This window comes from Streptomyces sp. YS-3 (assembly GCF_045257485.1).
Taxonomy (GTDB): Bacteria; Actinomycetota; Actinomycetes; order Streptomycetales; family Streptomycetaceae; genus Streptomyces.
The window spans coordinates 1-18119 of the sequence record NZ_JBJHPC010000015.1 but is presented as its reverse complement, the minus strand read 5'-3'; the positions used below and the strand labels follow the sequence as shown (position 1 = coordinate 18119).

Annotated in this window: 14 protein-coding genes and 2 pseudogenes; 4 read left to right on the top strand and 12 right to left on the bottom strand. The window is 69.1% G+C overall.

All coding sequences use genetic code 11. From position 1 onward, the window contains the following. Window positions 1–171 precede the first annotated feature (171 nt). The 6 genes and pseudogenes from ACJA3G_RS02930 to ACJA3G_RS02905 form a co-directional block, all read right to left on the bottom strand. Window positions 172–442 (bottom strand): annotated as a pseudogene (locus ACJA3G_RS02930) (IS1182 family transposase); the annotation flags it as partial. Further along, window positions 427–1014 carry a GNAT family N-acetyltransferase gene (locus tag ACJA3G_RS02925; protein ID WP_406551260.1) on the bottom strand — a complete coding sequence of 196 codons (588 nt, stop codon included), beginning with the start codon at window positions 1012–1014 and terminating at the stop codon, window positions 427–429. The gene ACJA3G_RS02925 and the pseudogene ACJA3G_RS02930, both read right to left, overlap by 16 nt. Window positions 1015–1473: 459 nt before the next feature. Then, window positions 1474–2946: a SulP family inorganic anion transporter gene (locus ACJA3G_RS02920; RefSeq protein ID WP_406551259.1), complete on the bottom strand. Its 1473-nt coding sequence runs from the start codon at window positions 2944–2946 to the stop codon at window positions 1474–1476. 14 nt (window positions 2947–2960) lie between these two features. Beyond that, window positions 2961–3542, bottom strand: coding sequence for a carbonic anhydrase (locus ACJA3G_RS02915; protein ID WP_406551258.1), 582 nt, complete (start codon window positions 3540–3542; stop codon window positions 2961–2963). Window positions 3543–3754: 212 nt separating this feature from the next. After that, the gene (locus ACJA3G_RS02910) at window positions 3755–4120 is read right to left on the bottom strand and encodes a hypothetical protein (RefSeq protein WP_406551257.1); all 366 of its coding nucleotides are present in this window, start codon (window positions 4118–4120) and stop codon (window positions 3755–3757) included. 625 nt (window positions 4121–4745) lie between these two features. Continuing rightward, window positions 4746–7001: an MMPL family transporter gene (locus ACJA3G_RS02905; protein WP_406551256.1), complete on the bottom strand. Its 2256-nt coding sequence runs from the start codon at window positions 6999–7001 to the stop codon at window positions 4746–4748. A 307-nt stretch (window positions 7002–7308) separates the two neighbouring features. Between ACJA3G_RS02905 and ACJA3G_RS02900 the strand changes: the two genes are divergently transcribed. The 3 genes from ACJA3G_RS02900 to ACJA3G_RS02890 all read left to right on the top strand — a co-directional run bounded on the left by ACJA3G_RS02900 (window position 7309) and on the right by ACJA3G_RS02890 (window position 10437). Next, window positions 7309–8499, top strand: coding sequence for a sensor histidine kinase (locus ACJA3G_RS02900; RefSeq protein WP_406551255.1), 1191 nt, complete (start codon window positions 7309–7311; stop codon window positions 8497–8499). Then, the gene (locus ACJA3G_RS02895; RefSeq protein ID WP_406551254.1) at window positions 8496–9194 is read left to right on the top strand and encodes a response regulator; all 699 of its coding nucleotides are present in this window, start codon (window positions 8496–8498) and stop codon (window positions 9192–9194) included. Before ACJA3G_RS02900 ends, ACJA3G_RS02895 begins: the two co-directional genes overlap by 4 nt. Window positions 9195–10098: 904 nt before the next feature. Next, on the top strand, window positions 10099–10437 hold the full coding sequence (locus tag ACJA3G_RS02890; protein WP_406551253.1) for a MerR family transcriptional regulator: 339 nt from the start codon (window positions 10099–10101) through the stop codon (window positions 10435–10437). A gap of 116 nt (window positions 10438–10553) precedes the next feature. Here the strand turns inward: ACJA3G_RS02890 and ACJA3G_RS02885 are convergent, their stop codons facing one another. From ACJA3G_RS02885 to ACJA3G_RS02865, 5 genes and pseudogenes are all read right to left on the bottom strand, one after another. Next, window positions 10554–11126: a dihydrofolate reductase family protein gene (locus ACJA3G_RS02885; protein ID WP_406551252.1), complete on the bottom strand. Its 573-nt coding sequence runs from the start codon at window positions 11124–11126 to the stop codon at window positions 10554–10556. Between the two features lie 473 nt (window positions 11127–11599). Further along, on the bottom strand, window positions 11600–12337 hold the full coding sequence (locus ACJA3G_RS02880; protein ID WP_406551251.1) for a phytanoyl-CoA dioxygenase family protein: 738 nt from the start codon (window positions 12335–12337) through the stop codon (window positions 11600–11602). A 101-nt stretch (window positions 12338–12438) separates the two neighbouring features. Next, a pseudogene (locus ACJA3G_RS02875) lies at window positions 12439–13406 on the bottom strand (IS5 family transposase). A gap of 690 nt (window positions 13407–14096) precedes the next feature. Further along, window positions 14097–15347: an MFS transporter gene (locus ACJA3G_RS02870; protein WP_406551250.1), complete on the bottom strand. Its 1251-nt coding sequence runs from the start codon at window positions 15345–15347 to the stop codon at window positions 14097–14099. An 8-nt stretch (window positions 15348–15355) separates the two neighbouring features. Further along, complete coding sequence (locus tag ACJA3G_RS02865; RefSeq protein WP_406551249.1) at window positions 15356–15958, bottom strand: SDR family NAD(P)-dependent oxidoreductase; 603 nt, start codon at window positions 15956–15958, stop codon at window positions 15356–15358. Between the two features lie 56 nt (window positions 15959–16014). Between ACJA3G_RS02865 and ACJA3G_RS02860 the strand changes: the two genes are divergently transcribed. Further along, on the top strand, window positions 16015–17022 hold the full coding sequence (locus tag ACJA3G_RS02860; protein ID WP_406551248.1) for an ArsR/SmtB family transcription factor: 1008 nt from the start codon (window positions 16015–16017) through the stop codon (window positions 17020–17022). Window positions 17023–17321: 299 nt separating this feature from the next. Here ACJA3G_RS02860 and ACJA3G_RS02855 read toward each other — a convergent pair whose 3' ends face one another. After that, window positions 17322–18062, bottom strand: coding sequence for a cytochrome P450 (locus ACJA3G_RS02855; protein ID WP_406551270.1), 741 nt, complete (start codon window positions 18060–18062; stop codon window positions 17322–17324). Window positions 18063–18119 lie beyond the last annotated feature (57 nt).

Below are 18119 nucleotides of genomic sequence, written 5' to 3'. Positions count from 1 at the left end.
GGTGCCCCCACGGGGTGTCGCCGCTACCGCGGGTGGCCGCTGCAAACCACCCGCTACGCCGACGACCCTGACGGCGCTCTCGACTTGGCGGCTCTGGTCACCGTGCTGATCCGCGCCGCTCACCGTCGGGCAACCGCACGCTGAGTGAAGGCTCACGCCGGGTTTGGTCCATCGCTTCTCACCATGGGCCAGCTCCGCGGGCAGGTCGGCGTCTTTGCTGGCGGAGTCAAAGATCTGGTCCTCGGTCTCGTAGGTGGCCTCCGCGTCGGCGAGCAGCGCCTGGCCTGGGCCTCAAAGGCGGCGATCTCCGACTCGATACGCGCTTCAGGGCGAGGTGCAATGACTGGGTGAACAGATCGGCGAGCGCATCCAGGTGCCGGCGGCGGTACCGGGCGATCGAACGGAGGCCCGGGGCTGGGCCGGCCCCTAGTGACCGGAGCGCGGGCGCTGGCGGAAGTCGAGCATGTAGAAGACCTTGTCGTAGCGGTGTTCACCGACCGCGACGAAGTCGGCAAGACGGCCGTATTCGGTGAAGCCCAGCGACCGGTAGAGATGCAGGGCACTAGTGTTGTCGCCACGGGCGTCCAGGGTGAGAACCTCGATACCCGCCTCCCGGGCGTCAGCGATCAAGGCGGCGGTCAGTGCCCGGCCGATGCCACGACCTTGGGCAGCCGCATCTACCGCGATCTTCTCCAGGTCGGCGTGTGGCCGATGGGTCGGTCGGGCGTAGCGCAGCCAATACCCCAGCCCGACAAGCCGACCGTCAAGGTAAGCGGCACGCAGAGCCGCATCCCCAGCCTGCGCTGCGGAGACGACGTGGCCGAGCAGTTCCGCCACGTCATCCCGCAGGGGTGGTTCGACCCAGCCCAGCGCAGCACCTCTACCGACCAGCTCCGCCAGGATCTGGTGGGCCGACTCCGCAAACCGTGCCTCCAGCTCCGGATCGGATGTGAGTTCCTTGGCGCCAAGGATGGCGGGCTCAGTGGTCACACCGCTGATGATGGCCGGATTCATGACGGACAGCCTAGCCAGCCTCATGCCCAGCCGAGACCCCGCGCTCCGGCCTCGACTCCAGTCAAGCCGTTGCTGAATGACGCTCAGGCTGCCCTTGGTCTCCTGGGCTAGGACGACCGCCATCCGCGCCGGCTTCTCCAGCGTGGCGACAAAGCGCGATGACCTGGTGCTCGGCACCCTCCCGAGGGTGGCCGTCGTCGCTGCCGCCAACCCCAGGGGTGAGGGCGACGACCGCCGCGACGAAGCACAAGAGCGCCTGCATACCGCCAGCCATGTCCACCCCCGGGCCTCCCACTGCCTCAATCGGTGTCCGCGAAACCGCTGGAGCCCCCATCGGGTTGCACGGCAGCGGGCCCCAGCGGTGACTGACCGCCGGGGCCCCCTCTGTGCACTGCGGGTCCGACCTGATGTCGACGGGCAGTACACATGTGGTGTGTACCGCCCGGCCGCTGGGCGGTGTTAGGTTTTCGCGGGGACCACCTTCACCGGTTCGGTGTCGGGTGCGCTGTGCCGCTCGGCCCAGTTCTCCAGGGCCGTACGGCAGGCGTGGTCGAGGTGGTGCAGTCCGGAGAGGTACACCTCGATCGGACGGTCTTGGGGCAGCGCCTCCAGGCTGTCGAGTATTTTCGGCAGGCGGAGAAAGGTCGCGTTGCCCGACAGGTGGACCTGGATGGGTCCGGCACCCTTGTCTACGACCTCCGTCTTGAGGTTCGACGTTTCCCAGGCGGTCTTGATCACGGACAGGGCCAGTCCGATGAGCACACCTTCGAACATGTTCACCGCGACGATCGACACGGCGGTGACGACGAGGATCAGCGCCTCGCTCTTGTGGCTCTGCCACAGCGCGGTGATCTGTCGGAACGGGATCAGCTTCCAGCCGGCGTGCACGAGGATGCCGGCGAGGGCGGGGGTCGGGATCAGCGCCAGGGCCCACGGCATCGCGGCGGCGAACAGCAGCAGCCACACGCCGTGCAGCACCCGGGAGGCCTTGGTCTTCGCGCCCGCGCCCACGTTGGCGGAGCTGCGCACGATCACCGCGGTCATCGGCAGCGCGCCGAGCAGACCGCACACGGTGTTGCCCGCGCCCTGGGCGATCATTTCCTTGTCGTACTGGGTACGGGGACCGTCGTGCAGCCGGTCCACAGCCGCCGCGCTGAACAGGCTCTCCGCGGAGGCGATCAGCGCGAAGGCGATGACGGTGCCCCAGATGGCCGGGTTGGCCAGCTCGCCGAACGCCTCGGCCCCCGGCGGCTGGACGACGCCGAGCAGACCTTCCACCTGGACGGTGGCAACGGGCAGACTGAAGGCGAGGGAGATGACCGCGGCCAGGACCACCGCCGCGAGAGCGCCGGGCACGGACTGCACAGCCTTCGGCGTCTTCTTCCACAGCGCGATGACCGCGATGGTGCCCGCACCGATCGCGAGGGAGGCCAGGGCCTCGGTGCTGCCGAGCGCGTCCGCGAACGCTCCGGGCAGGCCCGCGACCTTGTCGATGCCGGTCTTCGGTGCCTTCACGCCCGCCGCCGCGTAGATCTGGCCGGCGATGATGACGAGTCCGATGCCGCAGAGCATGCCCTCGACGACGGCGACGGAGATTGCCCTGAACCACCGGCCGACCTTGAGGAAGCCCATGGCGAGCTGGAGCAGTCCGGCGAACAGCACGATCACGCCGAGTGTGGCCACCCCGAACTCGCTGACGGCCTCGAAGACCAGCACGGTCAGGCCCGCGGCCGGACCCGACACCTGAAGGCTGCTGCCGGGCAGGAACCCGGTGAGGAGACCGCCCACGATGCCGGTGACAAGGCCCAGCTCCGCGGGCACGCCGGAGGCGACCGCGACGCCGACGCACAGCGGCACGGCGACCAGGAAAACGACGATGGAGGCAAGGAAGTCCTGCCTCAGATATGGGAACTTCGACAACTTCGACAGCATGGTCGCCAGTCCCCTCAGAGCGTCTCGAACGTGTCGGAGTCCTCGCGGTGCTCCAGAACTATGCCGGTGTGGACCTCGTAGTACCAGCCGTGCAGGCGCAGTTCACCCGCGTCCAGGCGCTTGGCGACGCACGGGTACGACCGCAGTCGCAGCAACTGGGCGAGGACGTGGTTCTGGACGGCTTCGGCGACGGTCGGGTCGGCCGAGTCGGAGCACTTGGGCTGATCCACGGCGTTCGTCAGCCAGTCGCGCACGGCCGGCACGGCGTCCAGGTCGTCACCGCGCACCAGCGCGCCGATGGCGCCGCAGTGGGAGTGGCCGCAGACCACGATGTCGTCGACGCCGAGGACCTCCACGGCGTACTCGATGGTGGCCGCCTCGCTGGTGGGGTGCTCGGAGGCATACGGCGGGACGATGTTGCCCGCGGTGCGCAGCTCGAAGAGCTCACCGGGGCGGGCGCCCGTGATCAGTGCAGGGACGACCCGCGAGTCGGCGCAGGTGATGAACAGGACCTGCGGGGACTGTCCCTCGGCGAGGTGAGCGAACTCCTCAGGGCGCTGTCCGAAGGTACGGGCGTTGTCGATGAGGGGCTGCATGACGTGGTGACTCCTCCTGGCGCGCTGTGGGGGCGCGTCGGTGTGACAGGGATTCGGGAAGAGGGGCATGGGGCGAGCGAGGGCGACGGCGCGCGGCGACCGCAGGCGCGGCGCGCGGCGGCACAGGGCGTCCCGGAACCGCTGTACGGGCAGGGCGGATGCCCGGCCGTACCCGGTGCCGGATGTGGTGGCTCGCTCGGGGGCCGCTCAGCTCAGCAACGGAAGACCTGCAGCGCCGCGCGAGATCTGCTGCCGGGGGCTCTCTGCTCGTACGGCAGCGCCGCAGGGGAGCCGTCCGCGTCAACGGCGGCAGGCACAGCGGTGGACGGCGTCATGCCGTGGGTTGCCGCGACCGCGAGGTGATCTTCTTCTTGCTCCCGCCGGTCGCGGTTCCGGTAGTGCCCGCAGAGTTCCTCCGGCTCGACGGGCTCCTCGCTCAGCGAGGCTTGCCCGACGGCTGTGGCGGGTTCGGGTGCGTTGGCCGCGACGGCTGGGGCGCCGTGCGCGAACAGCTGGAGGGTCAGCAGGGCTGCGGCCAGTGCCGCCAGAAAGAGCTGCACCGTTCGTGTTCGTGCCACTACTCGGCTCCTCAAGTCAAGAGTCGGGCATGCAACGGACTCACGGCTTCGGTGCCAGCCGCCCTGCTGAACGCAGCCTATCCGTAGGAACGTTAACGACAGGTAAGTTCAAGGTTACATTGAGTGGATGTCCCTGAAGGTAGTGGAACGGCAGCGTGCTGTACCGGGTGGCCAACCGGAGCCATTGCCCGTCCTCCTCGGCGCGCTACCACCCCTCCCGCAGGGTCTTGCCCGTTCCCCGCGTTCGTGGCCGGCGCTCCGCCCCGTGCGGTCGCGGAAGGTCACTTGGGGCAGCCCAAATTCCGGGTTCTGACGCACGACGCCTTGCGGCCGGGCCGCTCGCCGTCGTAGTAGTGCGCGTCGCAGACGACGTGGGCCGCACCTGGCCGGCGACATAGGCGGGGCCTTCACAGGCCGCTGTCGCCGGGGGCCGCCGGGGCTCAGCGGTTGGGCCTGCCGCCCGGCTTGGGGGCGGTGGCGATCGGGACCGTGCTGCCCAGAACGACGGTCGAGGCCGCGACGGCCGGCAGTGCCAGTGGTCTTCGCGTGCGCCCTCCTCAGTCGGCGCGCCGAGTGCCAAGCGCGACGGGGCAGGACACGCCCCGTCGCGCACGGCACTCGCGGGTTACTCGTTGTGCAACCGTGTGTCCAGGCCTCCGCGCGGGCGGGGGAAGGCCTCGTTGAGGGGTCGGCCGCCCTCCCAGGCTTCAGCTTGGTGATGGCGGCCCTTGCCCCGGCCCGGGCGGACCGGCCACCAGATGCCCCGGCCGAGGAGTACGGCGAGCGCGGGCACCAGCACGATGGAGAGGACGAAGGCGGAGAGCAGGATGCCGAGCCCGGTCGCGAAGCCGATCTGTTGGGTGGCGGGTGCCGCGTTGACCGCGAGGCTGCCGAAGGAGGCGGCGAGGACCACACCGGCGGTGGCGATGGCGGGTGCGGTGTGTCGCACGGCGCGGGCGACGGCGGCCCGGGCGGGCCCCGGGCGCTCCATCTCCTCGCGGATGCGGTCGCTGATGAGGATGTTGTAGTCGGTGCCGAGCGCGACCACGAAGAGGAACAACACCAGCGGCAGCACGAAGTTGACGCCCGGTTTGTCGAGCAGCTGCTGGAAGAAGAGCGCGGAGGCACCCAGCGTCGCGGCGAAGCCGAGCCCCACGGCGAGCATCAGGACGGCCGGGGCCAGCAGGCTCCGCAGCAGTACGATCAGGATGAGGGCGATCAGCCCGGCGGCGACCGGGAACACTGTCTTGAGGTCGTGGTCGACCGCCGTGGAGATATCCGCGAAGATCGCCGCCGTACCGCCCACATGGGCCTCCATACCGGCAGGTGTGTGGAGGGCGACCGCTTCGCGGACCGGCCCGGAGACGAGGTCGCGTGCCTGTCGGCTCTGGGTGTCGGCGGTGAGGTAGACGTCGATGCGGGCCGCCGAGCTGTCCTGGTTGAGGACGGTCCTGCCGACCTGGCCGACGCCGTGGACCTTGGCGAGGGCACGGGGCAGGGCGTCGACGCTTCGGACGGTGAGCGTGCGGCCCTGCTCCGCCGTGACGTAGACGCTGGTCGGGTCCGACACCCCGGCGGGCAGCGCGCGGTTGATCTCGGCGGCGGTGGCCGCTGCCGGAGTGCCCTCGTCGCCGCCCGACTGGTCGAAGTCCATACGGACGCCGACAGCTCCGGCCGCAAGCGCACCCAGCAGCGCGACCGAGGCCACCACGAGGGTGAGCGGGCGCCGGGCGACCAGGTCACCGACACGCCCGGCGGCGCCAGGCCGGGGCTCGCGCCGCAGCGAGCGGGACGGCCAGAACATCCTGCGCCCGCTGACCGCGAGCAGCGCGGGCATGAACGTCAGCCCGGCCAGCAGCATGACGAGCACCGATACGGCGATGGCGGGGCCGAGCACGCGGAACTGCCCGAAGGTCGCGATCCCCAGGGTGGCGAAGGCGGCGACGATGGTCAGTGCCGCCGAGGTGATCGCCGTACCGACCCTGCCGGTGACCTCCGCGGCCACGGTACGGGCGGGCATGTCGGGATGAGCTCGCAGCTGCTCGCGGAAGCGGAACAGCAGGAAGAGGAAGTAGTCGATTCCGATGCCGATGAGGACGACGCCGATCAGGTTCGGTGTGGAGGTGTCGAGGTCGATACCGGTGACGAGCGCGGCGCACACGACCGTGCCCAGTGCCGCGCCGCTGATGACGGCGACCGCAAGCAGAGGCACGAACGCGGCCAGCACACTGCGGAAGACCAGAATATTGATCAGCACGATGAGGCCGATCATGAGGGCGCTGACCACCTCGCCGGTGGTCTTCTCGGCCTCCGTGGTGTCGACGAGCCCGGCGAGTCCGCCGGTGAAGCCCGTACGCATCTGGGCACTGGCGAACTCGCGTTTCACGTCGTCGCGGAAGGCCCGGTAGAGGTCGTGCATACCGGGGTCCGTGGCATTGCCCGTCAGTTGTACGGAGAGCAGCTCGAAGCCGCGGTCGGGAGCGACCATGGCTGGGCTGACCTGGGGTGTCTGCGAGTAGTCCTTGGCCAGGAAAGCGGGACCGTCCCCGCTGGGTTCGGGCATCTTGACGTGGCGTCGGCCCAGCTCCGCGGCGATGTGGCCGATGCGCCGCTCGTCGGCCCCGGTCAGGGGCCGTCCGTCGGTCCGGGCGACGAGTACGGTCATCGCGTTGGCGTCGGGCTTCGCACCGAACTTCTCCTCGGCGACCTTGAGCGCGGCGGCCGAGTCGTAGGTGGCGGGCAGGAAGTCCCCGCTCTGGCTCTGGGTGACGCGGAAGAGCAGCGACTGGCCGAGCAGGGCGAGGAAGAGGCCCACCACCGACCAGACGAGGATGACCTTCCAGGGGTTGCGGGTGGAGAACCCGGTCAGGGCGCGGATCACTTTGTCCTCCGACGATGGATGGGGATGCGGCCGGCGGGCGGGATGCGGACCCTGGTGGGGACGCGGCCCTTTCGGCGCCGTTGACCAGCACATCAGCGTGGCGGGGCGCGGTCGTCCGAGCACGGGAGGAGAACCGCCCTGGGAGTGCGGCGTGGGCGCGGGCGGCTCCTGGGAGCGTGCTCCCAGAGCGGGGTCGGACCTCGGGCCGGATGTGGGCCCGGTGCCCGATGCGAGACTGGGATCATGGAACGAGGGCCGTGACACACCGTCGGCGGTCAAAACCGCCACTCACAGAATGGGGACCGCCATGGTGACCACGCCCGCCGCGCCCTGGGCCCCGGCGACCGGGCAGGGCGGCGACGCGCTGCCCTGGACGCGCAACGACGGCCTGGTCGCGGTCGGCGCCGGGGTCATGGACCTGGTCAGCTTCACCTTCGCCAGCCATGCGGAGCAGGGTGAGGTGCCGGTGGCCGGATGTCTGCTGGTGGTGGCGGCTGCGCTGCCGCTGCTGGCACGGCGCCGCGCTCCGGTTCCGGTGCTCGCGGCCGTGCTCCTGCTGGGACTCGTCATGAATCTGACCGTGCCGACGCCCCAGCACTTCGGTGCCGCGGTGATCGTCGCGCTTTACACCGTCGTACGGCTCAAGGGCACGCTCGTGGCGGCGACGTCGGCGATGGGCGCGGTGGTGGCGCTGGTGAACTGGACGAAGTGGCCGCGTCTGTCGCTGATGGAGGTCTTGGCCAATGTGCTCGCCGCGGTCGTCGTGATCATCGCGGCGGCTGTGATGAACCGCTGGCAGCGCGACATCACGGCCAACCGCCGACTGCTCGCGGACCGGGCCGTGGCCGCCGAACGGCGCCGCATCGCCCGCGAGTTGCACGACATCGTGGCGCACCACATCACCACCATGCAGCTGATGGCCGGGGGAGCCCGGGCCAACCTCGCCCGCGATCCGGAGGTGGCCAGGCAGGCGCTGGTCGAACTGGAGGGCTCCGGGCGCATGGCCCTGCGCGAGATGCGCCAGCTCCTCGACGTACTGCGGGCCGGGGACGAGGCGGAGGACGAGCCGACCGCGCCGCAGCCCGGCATCGCGGACCTGGAGCGGATCGTCGCCGAGTCGTGCCGGGCCGGGCTCCCCACCGCGCTGGACGTAGGGGGCAAAGAGCGCCCGCTGCCGCCGAGCGTGGGCCTGACCGTCTTCCGGATCGTGCAGGAGTCCCTGACCAACGCGCGCAAGTACGCGGGCGAGGCGCGGGCGCAGGTGCGGCTGGTCTATGAGCCGGACGGCGTGGTGGTGGAGGTCCGGGACGACGGAGCCGGCGCCGACGCGGGACTCGCGCGAGCGGGCGCCGCATCGGGTTCCGGTTACGGACTGGTGGGGATGGGGGAGCGGGCCGCGCTGCACGGCGGGACGTTCGACGCCGGTCCCCTGGACGGGGCGGGTTTCCGGGTGAGCGCCCGGCTGCCGCTGACGGCTGACGAGGGAGCGCCCCGATGAACGCGACGACCCACGACGTGAGGGAACCGAAACCCATCAGGGTGCTGATCGCGGACGACCAGCCGCTCGTACGGCGCGGACTCGCCCTGATCCTCGCGCCCGACCCGGCCTTCGAGGTGGTGGGCGAGGCAGGCGACGGCGAGGAGGCGGTGACCCTCGCCCACCAGCTGCTCCCCGACGTCGTCGTGATGGACATCCGTATGCCGGTACTGGACGGCGTCGCCGCCACCGGCCGCCTCGCGCGCGAACTGCCCGGCTGCCGGGTGCTGGCGCTGAGCACCTTCGACCTGGACGAGTACGTGGTGACCGCGCTGCGCGCCGGGGCCTGCGGGTTCCTGCCGAAGGACATCTCGCCGGAGGAACTGGTTGCGGCGGTACGGGTCGTGCACACCGGCGAGGCGGCCGTCGCACCCCGGCTGCTGACCCGGCTGATCTCCACGTACGTCAGGGTCCCGGAGCGTCCCGGGCCGCTCCTGGCTCAGGTCGACGGTCTGACGCCGCGCGAGACGGAGGTGTGGCGGCTGATGGCGACGGGCCTCGACAACGCGGAGATCGCGGAGGCGATGGGTGTCAGCGCCTCCACCGTCAAGAACCACATCACCGGCCTCTTCGGCAAACTCGGGGTCCGCGACCGTGCCCAGGCCGTGATCGTGGCGTACGAGACGGGAGTGGTCGAGGTACGTCGGCCGGGTTAGGGCGGGCGCGGGTGCTGTTGCCGCTCTGCTCGGGCTGTCGGCGGCATCAAGGCGGAGAACGAGCCTGCAGGTGACCGCCGTCTGCCCGTTGCTGTCTCCGTGGCCGACTACCTGTCGACTGGGCGACGGAAAATCTATGCTGGCCGGAGTAGACATTGGGTGCTGGTGTGGTTATGGTTTCTCTCGTAACGCAGAGAGACGCAGGGCCCGGCAGAGACGAACTGCCGGGCAGTAGTACCCGCAGTACCGCAGTTCAAGTAGTTGCAGTTCGTAGGACGGTGCGGTGGTGGAGTGTCGAAGCCATAGCGGTTGCAGGACGGCGACGGGACTGGCGACCGGACCGGGTGGCCCGCAGTGATCAGGGGCTGCCAGGAGCAGTACCGCAGGAAAACAGTGGTAAACGCAGTTCGCAGTACTCCGCAGCGAAGTTCAGTTCAGTGGTATCCCGGTGAAGGCGTGGCTGCGGGCGCGCGCACCGGGGAAGTTCGGCAGTGGGGTTCCAAGCCAGAGCAGATGCAGGACGGGCGACGGGGCTGGCTGTCGACGAGCGGCGCTGGGACAGGCCGCCGGCAGTACGCAACACCAGCAGGACAAGCAGTTCGCAGTACCAGTTGTAGGTAAGTGATCGATCCCAGAGGGAAAGAACGGAGGGGCTCAAGCGCCATCAGGATCGCCCGGACGAGCGTTACGGAGTCCGGGTACCGCAGGACATCGTTAGTGAGGTGGTCTCCGGTCAAGCAACCGCGATCCCCGTACCCCCGACACCTTCTCGGTCGGGGCGGCGGAAACAGAAGGCCGGCGCAGTATCAGGGCCGGCAGATGGTGTAGCAGTTCCTTCGGGGCCCGGGTGCCGGCATGGCACCCGGGCCCCTCCACGTATTCCATGGTTCATGAGAGAGGTGCAATGACAGCAGACGTTTCGATCAGCCGTCTCGAAGACGATGACTATCCCGCCTACACCATGGGCCGCGCGGCCGAAATACTCGGCACCACCCAGGGCTTCCTCCGCGCCGTCGGCGAACACCACCTCATCACCCCACTGCGCTCGCCGGGCGGACACCGCCGCTACACCCGCCGCCAACTGCGTATCGCCGCCCGCGCCCGCGAACTCGTCGACGCCGGCACCCCCATCGAGGCCGCTTGCCGCATCGTCATCCTCGAAGAGCGGCTGGAAGAGGCCCGGCGAATCCAGAAGCGCCTGCGTACACAGGGCCGCCGGTCCCGGGCCAAGATTTCCCGATGACGGGAGCTCTTCCTCTGGCCGGTGCGGTGATCTCAAACTCGCCGGGCAGGTCCCTCCGGCGAATACCACGTCCGGCGAGGTGAGAGCAGGAGGAGGGCGGACGGTTCCAAGTCCGGTCAGCGGACGACGTCGAAGACCTGCTTCTGCAGACCGTTGGCGTAGGCCTCGTGCTCGACGAGCTTCAGCTTCTGGGTGTCCTTGTCCGTGGCGCTGAACAGCCGCTTGCCCGCGCCGAGCAGGAGCGGGAAGACCAGCAGGTGGTAGCGGTCGATCAGGCCGGCGTCCGAGAGGCTGTGGTTCAGCGTGGCGCTGCCGTGGAGGATGATCGGGCCTCCCTCGGTCTCCTTCAGCGCGGCGACCTCGTGGACCGAGCGAAGGATCGTGGTCTCACCCCAGTTCGACACCAGGTCGTCCTCATGGAGGGTGGTGGAGACGACGTACTTCGGCATCACCTTGTAGTCCGCGAAGTCCTCCATGTCGGGCCACACCGCGCTGAAGGCCTCGTAGCTGGTGCGGCCCATCATCATCGCGGTGGCCTCCTTCTGCTCCCGTCCCTTGATCTCGAACGCCTCGGGAAGGAAGTCCACTTCCTTGAAGGTCCACCCGGCGTTCCGGTAACCGGCCTCCCCGCCGGGGGCCTCCACGACGCCGTCGAGCGAGATGAAGGCAGTGCTGATCAGGGTGCGCATCTAAGGTTCCTCGGTGTCTCGTGTCCAGCCGGCGGCAGGTCCGTTCGGTGCGCGCTTGGACCGCCCTCGCGGCCACGCCACACCAACCACGAACTATGACTGCGGATCATGGAGGAACTCATCGGCCGTCGCCACTCATTTCTGGCGGCCTTGGCCATCGGATCATCTGGGGAGCCGCACACGGGACTGACGCGGTCCGAGCAGCCGAAACCGGCGAGCGGTATGCCGACGGCGTGCCCGAAGCACCGGCACAGCACGTACGTGCTGCAAGCCGCGGGGACGGCAGTTGCCTCCTTCTGCCGTACTCTGCCGCCCCCCTAGGACGTGTATCGGGTTGTGATCACTCGGTGAGGTACGGCCTCATGGGAGCTGATCAGGTAGATCGTCTTGCGTGGCGCGACGGGGCCACAGTTGACTGATGCTGCATGAGTTGATCGAGCAGTATCTGTTTCCGCAAGACGCGGAAGCCTGCTTCAGGTTTCGGTGAGGCGGGATCTGATCGGCCCGTACTCCAGCCAGACGTCTTGCAGGAATTCCTTCTGGCGGGTCGCGTGCTCGGGGTTGCTGATGCGGTAGTAGAGCATGCGTCGGGTCTGGTCGGAGGTGAAGTTGCCGCCGATGTTGTGGCCGAGAAGGTAGTGGGCCAGGAGCAGGTCGCCGGCCCGGCCGGTGACCTGCTCGGGCTCGGGGAGGGTGATCGGGGGGTAGGCGCAGTACTTGCCCGTGCCGTGTTCGCGGAAGTAGGCGGCGTGGGTGCGGTGTGTGCCTGGCCAGACCCACAGGTTGCCGGAATCCTCGGTGAGCTGGTCGGTCAGCAGGACACCGGCCAGCATGGTGAAGGTCCCGAGCTCGGGATCGTCGACCGGCTCGGCGTTGGCCGCGTCGATGTGCGGGATGCCCGGGCGGTGCGAGAACGGCGGGATGTTCAGTGCGACCTGAACCTGCCGGGGGACCTCCAGGGTGCCAGAACCGGCCAGTTCCTCGGCGTACCCGAACGCCGGGCCGCCGGTCAACGGCGCCAGCAGATCCTCTTCCTCCTTGGTCTCCAGGAAGTAGAAATGCGGCCCCACCTTGCCGGCTTCCGGCGGCTGCCCGGCCATCAGCCCGTCGACCCGGCGGTTCGCCCGATCCAGAAGCTCGCCCGGCACCGCCTGTGGGATCACGACGAAACCGCGCTCAGTGAACTCATCCAACTGCGTCTCGCTCAACACCCGGGCGACGCTAGATGTTCAACCGCCTGAGGGGCCAATGGTTTTCGCTCCTTGGGCGTGCATCAAGTCTTGAGCGACGGGTGCCCGGTGAGGTCCTTGATCTAGATCGTCGAGGCGCGTAGGTGGAGGCCGGCGAGGTAGCTGGCGGGGGGTTTGTCGCAGCGGTGGCGATGCCCCGCCAGTCCTTGAGTTTGTTGATCAGCCGTTCCACGGTGTTCCTCTCCTTGTAGAGCTGGGCGTCGTGGCCGACGGGGCGTCCGCCCTTGTGGCCCTTCTTCTTCCGGTTGGCGGCCTGGTCCCTCTTCTCCGGGATGTCGCCCTTGATGCCGTGTTGGCGCAGGTGGGCACGGTTGCCGCAGGACGAGCACGCCTTGTCCCCAGCGACCGCGTCCGGCCGGGTGCGGGGACGGCCGAGGGGCCCTCGGACCCGCACCTTGTTCAGTACGGGGATGAACTGCGGACTGTCGGCGGCCTGTCCGGCGGACAGGACGAGCGCCAGTGGACGGCACTTGCGGTCGGCGGCGAGGTGGGCCTTGCTGGTCTGCCCACCCCGGGAACGTCCCAGGAGTGCGGCCTTCAGCCGGAGCTTGCGCCGGCGTCGGATGCGCCGTCGTTCTTCCCGCCCGGGATCATCAGCTTCCCGCCCGTTTTGTTCTTCGCGACCGCCCCCTTTGACCTGGCCTTCTCCTCCTCGGCAGCCTTCTCCAGGGCGTCGAGTGCGCCGGGATCGAGGTGCATCCCGGCGGCGTCGTGGTGGGCTCGGGCGATGGTGGAGTCGACGCTGACCAGCGACAGGTCCACATCGCCCCGCTTCGCGGCGTCGGCTATCAGTCCTTTCCAGCAGGGCCTCGAAGACACCGGCGTCGCGCCACTGCCGGAAACGGTTATGGACGGTCGACCAGGCGCCGAACTCGGCGGGCATCTCCCGCCACTGCCCACCCGTTCGGAACCTCCACAGCACCCCCTCGAACTGCTGCCGCAGCCGCACCGGATACGGGCCGTACTCGCCGATCGGCAGGTACGGCCCAATGAACTCCCCCTCCACATTGGTCAGTTGCGCACGCGTCATGCAAGACGATCTACCGGATCGAAGATCGTCGCATGAGGAAACCCACTCATTGCTCACGACCCGACACACGCCCTAGGGCGGAATTGCCCCATCGGCCTTGAGGGCTTGGTGCAACAGCTCACACGGCGTGTGCCAGCCCACCCGGGCGGGCTCAGACCGCCCACCCCGAGAGCTCCGCGAACGCGTCGGCCCGAGACCCGTTTGACATGCGCCACCGCATGGGCCTGCATGTGCATGGCCTCACTGGCTCCGACAGCCGGCCCGGGTGGTTTCGACGACCACCGCCCATATCTCGTGCTCTCCGCCACGTCTGCTCACGTTCCCTGTACCGGCACCACGACCTCCCCCGCCACCCTGTCCCAGTTCCTGACTTGCGGCATGGGTCCCTCTTTGGCCCGGTGGCAGATGGTGGTGATGCCGAACTGCGCCAGCGTCCTCGAGGTCGCCGGGCAGGGCGGCGATGAGGCGGGGGGTTGAGGAACGCGGGGACGCCGGCGGTCCGGATGACGGTGATGTGGCCAGGTGGGGCTGGGCTTCTGAGGCCAGATCCCCGCGATGTGTTGTCGTAGCCGTTCGCCCTGCGGTTCTTCCACGAGAGGCGTCGCGAGCACACCCCGGACTCCTGGGGGCCAGCGAAGGGTCATCCTGTTGATCGACGTCCGCCGCCGCACCTCGTGAAGGAGGCGGACGTCACCGTGTTCGCGGTGACCGGCCGCCCGGTGGCGTGGGCGTCGGCTGGCTGGCGGTACTCACCGGCTGGCGAAAGAGCGTGGCGGACGCGGTGGAGGCCCCGGGCGCGTACATGGCCCGTAGGTGGCGGCCCAGAGCGAGGGCGGCGAGCAGCGCGACGAGCACGCACACGCCCCACCAGCCAGCCTGGCTCCAGACGTGTATCCCGAGCCAGGAGCCTGTGCTGCCGCCCAGGTAGGCGCAGGTCATGTAGGCGGTGTTGAGTCTGCTGCGGGCGTCGGGGCGCAGGGCATAGACGCGGACTTGATTGGCGACCATGCCGGACTGCATCGCGGTGTCGAGGAGCAGCGTGCCGAGAGTCAGGGAGGTCAGGCCCAGCGCGCCGCCCCGGGCACCAAGGGTGAGGATCGCGGCCGAGACGAGGACGCCAAGCAGGCAGACCAGGTTCACTGGATCGGGGCCGTAGCGGTCCACCAGGCGGCCGGCGAGCGGGGTGCAGACCATGGTCGCTGCCCCTACCAGGGCGATCGTCCCTACCGCCTGGGCACCCAGCCCGTAGGTCGGTCCGGCGAGCAGGAGCGCCAGGCAGGTCCAGACCGCGGAGAACCCGGCGAAGACGGTTGCCTGGTAGAAGCATGAGCGGCGCAGGTTTGGCTCGGTGCGCAGCAGGCGCAGCGGCTCGGCCAGGAGCGCTGTGTACCGCTGGCGGGAGGACGGGGTTGTGGTCGGTACCGCGAACGCCAAGACGGTGGCGAGGAGCAGGGCCAGGACTGCGGCGATCAGGTAGGGGGCCCGCCAACCCAGCCACTCACCGAGCGTGCCGCTGAAGGTCCGGGCCAGCAGCATGCCGCCGGTCGATCCGCTCAGCAGGGTGCCGATCACCGCTCCTTGGCGGTCGGCGGCCACGAGACCGACCGCCAAGGGGCCGACGATCTGCGCGCCCACGGCGGTCAGGCCCACGAGGGTGCTGGCGGCAATGAGGGCGGGCAGAGCCGGCGCGCAACCCGCTGCGAGCAGTGCCAGGCCCGTCAGAGCGAGGAGGACGACGAGGAAGGAGCGGTGCGGGAGCCGGTCACCAAGTGGCACCAACAGGACCATCCCGGCCGTGTAGCCGACCTGTGTGGCGGTCACCACCGCAGCAGCCGAATCAGGTGACACGTGAAGCCCGGCGGCTACCAGTGGACCGATGGCCTGCGGAAAGTAGATGTTGCCCACCGCCACGGCACACGTGACAGCGAGGATCAGGATCATCCGGCGGCTCATCCTTCAGTCCACCGCCCGCCCGCTACGTGCATGACCTGGCCGGAGGCGGACCCCGCGCCGGGGCTTACGAGGACGCTCACGATGAATCCCGGCGCGATGGCGTTCGCAGCCACGCCATGCCGTGCGAGCCGAAGAGCGCAGGACTTGGCGATTCCGATCAAAGTCGCCTTCGTGCTGGCGTAGTCGACGCGGCCAGCATCATCGCCCGCGGCGATGCTCGACATGTCGGGCGGCGAAGAACGGGCCGCCGAGTTGTTCGCCCAGACCGTGTCCCATTGCTGCGTGGTCATCTCCTCAAGGCCAGCAAGGGGGCCGATACAGGTGTTGTCGATCAGCACCGTCGGCGGCCCGAACGCGGCGGCGATCCGCGCGCGAGGGGCAGCGACCGCAGCCTCGTTGACGGCATCAGCGGCGACGGCCAGCGCCGCCCCGCCGACACCTGTGATGGTGTCCACGGTATCGCCGCACTCCGCTTCGTCCAGATCGATCACGCCGACCGCCAAGCCCTCGCCCGCCAGCCGCCTGGCCACAACGGTGCCGATACCGCGTGCCGCCCCGGTGACAACCGCCGTCCGCTGCACATGAGTGGTGTGTGTCATGGGAGAGAGTCCACGGCATCGACGCTGTGCGGCCAATCGATGTAGCGTATGACTTAATGATCAGCTTTGTGCTCGGCGTCGAGGACCTAGCGGACACCCGCTTCGCCCTGTCCCCTCTGCACGAAACCCTGTTCAGCCTGCGGGTACTGCAGGATCCGGGCCTGTCCGCGCTGCACCTACCCTGGCGCAGGTCCGTACTCGGCAGACTCGGCACGCTCGACACCGGTCTACTGATGTCCCTGGTTGCCCTGCGGCGTACCCTCCCCGACTTCCTGACCCCGAATCCCACGAGCTTCGCGCCGACGTTCGAAGAAGAACTATCCGTCGTCCGTCAGGCGTCCTGCGCTCGGGTCCGCCACGACCTGCTTCTTGCGCACGCACCCGACCCTGTTCCCGAAGCTCTCCGTGACGCCACCGCCGACGAAGACGCACGTGTCGCCAGACTCCGCGACGCCGTCTGCGATCTCCTGCTGCAGTACTGGGAGGTGGCCATCGAGCCGGTGTGGCCGCACATGCGACTGGTGCTGGAAGCCGACATGACCTACCGCGCCCGCCAACTCGCCCTGGGGGGCGCCCGACTGCTGTTCGCCGACATGCACCCGAACCTGCGCTGGCAAGGCGGAGAGCTGTACATCCACCAGATGATCAGCAGGCACCGGGTTGCGGCATCTGGCCGGGGCCTGCTGCTCCTGCCGTCCGTGTTCGCACACAAGCCCGCACCTCCCGTCAGCCCGGACGAGCCGCCGAGCCTCGTCTATCCCAGCCGGGGAGTAGCCACGCTGTGGGGCTCGGAGATACCGGCCGTCGACACAACCGCCCTGGTGTCCCTGCTCGGTTCACCCCGGGCGAGACTCCTCAGCCTCCTGGAAGAGCCGCTGCCCACTGTAGAGCTCGCCCGCCGTCTCAGAGTCACCCCGAGCGCTGTCTCCCAACATCTGCGCGTCCTGTACTCCGCAGGACTGGTCACCCGGACACGTGACGGACGCCATGTGCTCTACCGGAGAAGCGCGCTCGGTGACCGACTCACGACCACAGCTGCCGGACCGCGAACTCACGACAGCTGAGGTGCAGCGGTCCGTCTCCGCCCAACCCCCTCTGGGCTCTGACGTGATGGGTGAGTGAGCTGCCCGGCACCTACGACCGTGCGAGGTACGCGCACAGGCGCCCACCCCCTTCAGGGTGTGTCGCGCAAGTGGATCTCGACCCTTGAGGAGCACCCTGCCGTGGGCCGTGGCGATCTGACGAGCGATCATCGGCGGAAACTGTTCCGGGTCCGCTACCGTGTGTCGTCTATCAGCTCCCGCCGGAGTCCACGTTTCCGTTTGGCCTTGGGGTGCCGGCAGAAGACGGCACTGAACCACCTTCAGATGGCGTTGAGACGCACCCGGGCCGGGCCGGTCGCCTGGAGGGTGATGTCGGCCGCGACCGGCACGACTTCATCGATGGCCTCCAGTTCGTGGGAGCGGAGCAGGACAGCCAACCCGAGGACGGATTCGAGCATGGCGAAGTGCTGGCCGATGCAGGTGCGCGGGCCGCCGCCGAACGGGAACCAGGCGTAACGGTGGCGCTCCGCCTCCCGTTCGGGGGAGAAGCGGTCCGGGTCAAACCGCTCGGGGTTTTCCCAGAGGTCGGGGTCACGGTGGGTGACCCAGGGGGCGACGATGACGTTGGCGCCGGCTGGGAGCGCTGAGCCGGCGATTTCGGTGGCCTCTACGGCCCGGCGGGCGAGGACGGGCCCCGGCGGATACAGCCGCATGGCCTCCTTGAACGCCTGGGTGAGCCGCGGTAGGCGTCCGAGGTCGGTGTCGGTGGGCATGCGGTCGCCGAGGACGCGGATGATCTCGGCACGGATCCTGCTCTGCTCGCCTGGGTGCCGCGCGAGTAGGTGCAGGGTAAAGGCCATGGATTTGGCCGTGGTCTCGTGGCCGGCCAGTAGAAAGATGAGAACTTGCTCTCGAACCTCGTCGGCGTCGAGAGTGCCGTCCTCCTCGTTGCCGGCCGCGGCGAGCAAGCTGAGCAGGTCGTTGTGGTCCGAGGTTGTGTCGGCAGTGACAGTACTGCGGGCGGCGAGCATGTTGTCGCACAGTGCGTAGAGCTCGCTGATGAGCCGGTGGTTACGGAGATTCCGGGGGGTGGGCCAGCCGCGGGGGAACTTCAGGGG

Coding starts and splice junctions, on each gene's coding strand:
- ACJA3G_RS02890 (WP_406551253.1), top strand. CDS start 10,099: ATGACAGCAGACGTTTCGATCAGCCGTCTCGAAGACGATGACTATCCC.
- ACJA3G_RS02925 (WP_406551260.1), bottom strand. CDS start 1,014: ATGAATCCGGCCATCATCAGCGGTGTGACCACTGAGCCCGCCATCCTT.
- ACJA3G_RS02895 (WP_406551254.1), top strand. CDS start 8,496: ATGAACGCGACGACCCACGACGTGAGGGAACCGAAACCCATCAGGGTG.
- ACJA3G_RS02870 (WP_406551250.1), bottom strand. CDS start 15,347: ATGATCCTGATCCTCGCTGTCACGTGTGCCGTGGCGGTGGGCAACATC.
- ACJA3G_RS02915 (WP_406551258.1), bottom strand. CDS start 3,542: ATGCAGCCCCTCATCGACAACGCCCGTACCTTCGGACAGCGCCCTGAG.
- ACJA3G_RS02920 (WP_406551259.1), bottom strand. CDS start 2,946: ATGCTGTCGAAGTTGTCGAAGTTCCCATATCTGAGGCAGGACTTCCTT.
- ACJA3G_RS02900 (WP_406551255.1), top strand. CDS start 7,309: ATGGTGACCACGCCCGCCGCGCCCTGGGCCCCGGCGACCGGGCAGGGC.
- ACJA3G_RS02865 (WP_406551249.1), bottom strand. CDS start 15,958: ATGACACACACCACTCATGTGCAGCGGACGGCGGTTGTCACCGGGGCG.
- ACJA3G_RS02860 (WP_406551248.1), top strand. CDS start 16,015: ATGATCAGCTTTGTGCTCGGCGTCGAGGACCTAGCGGACACCCGCTTC.
- ACJA3G_RS02885 (WP_406551252.1), bottom strand. CDS start 11,126: ATGCGCACCCTGATCAGCACTGCCTTCATCTCGCTCGACGGCGTCGTG.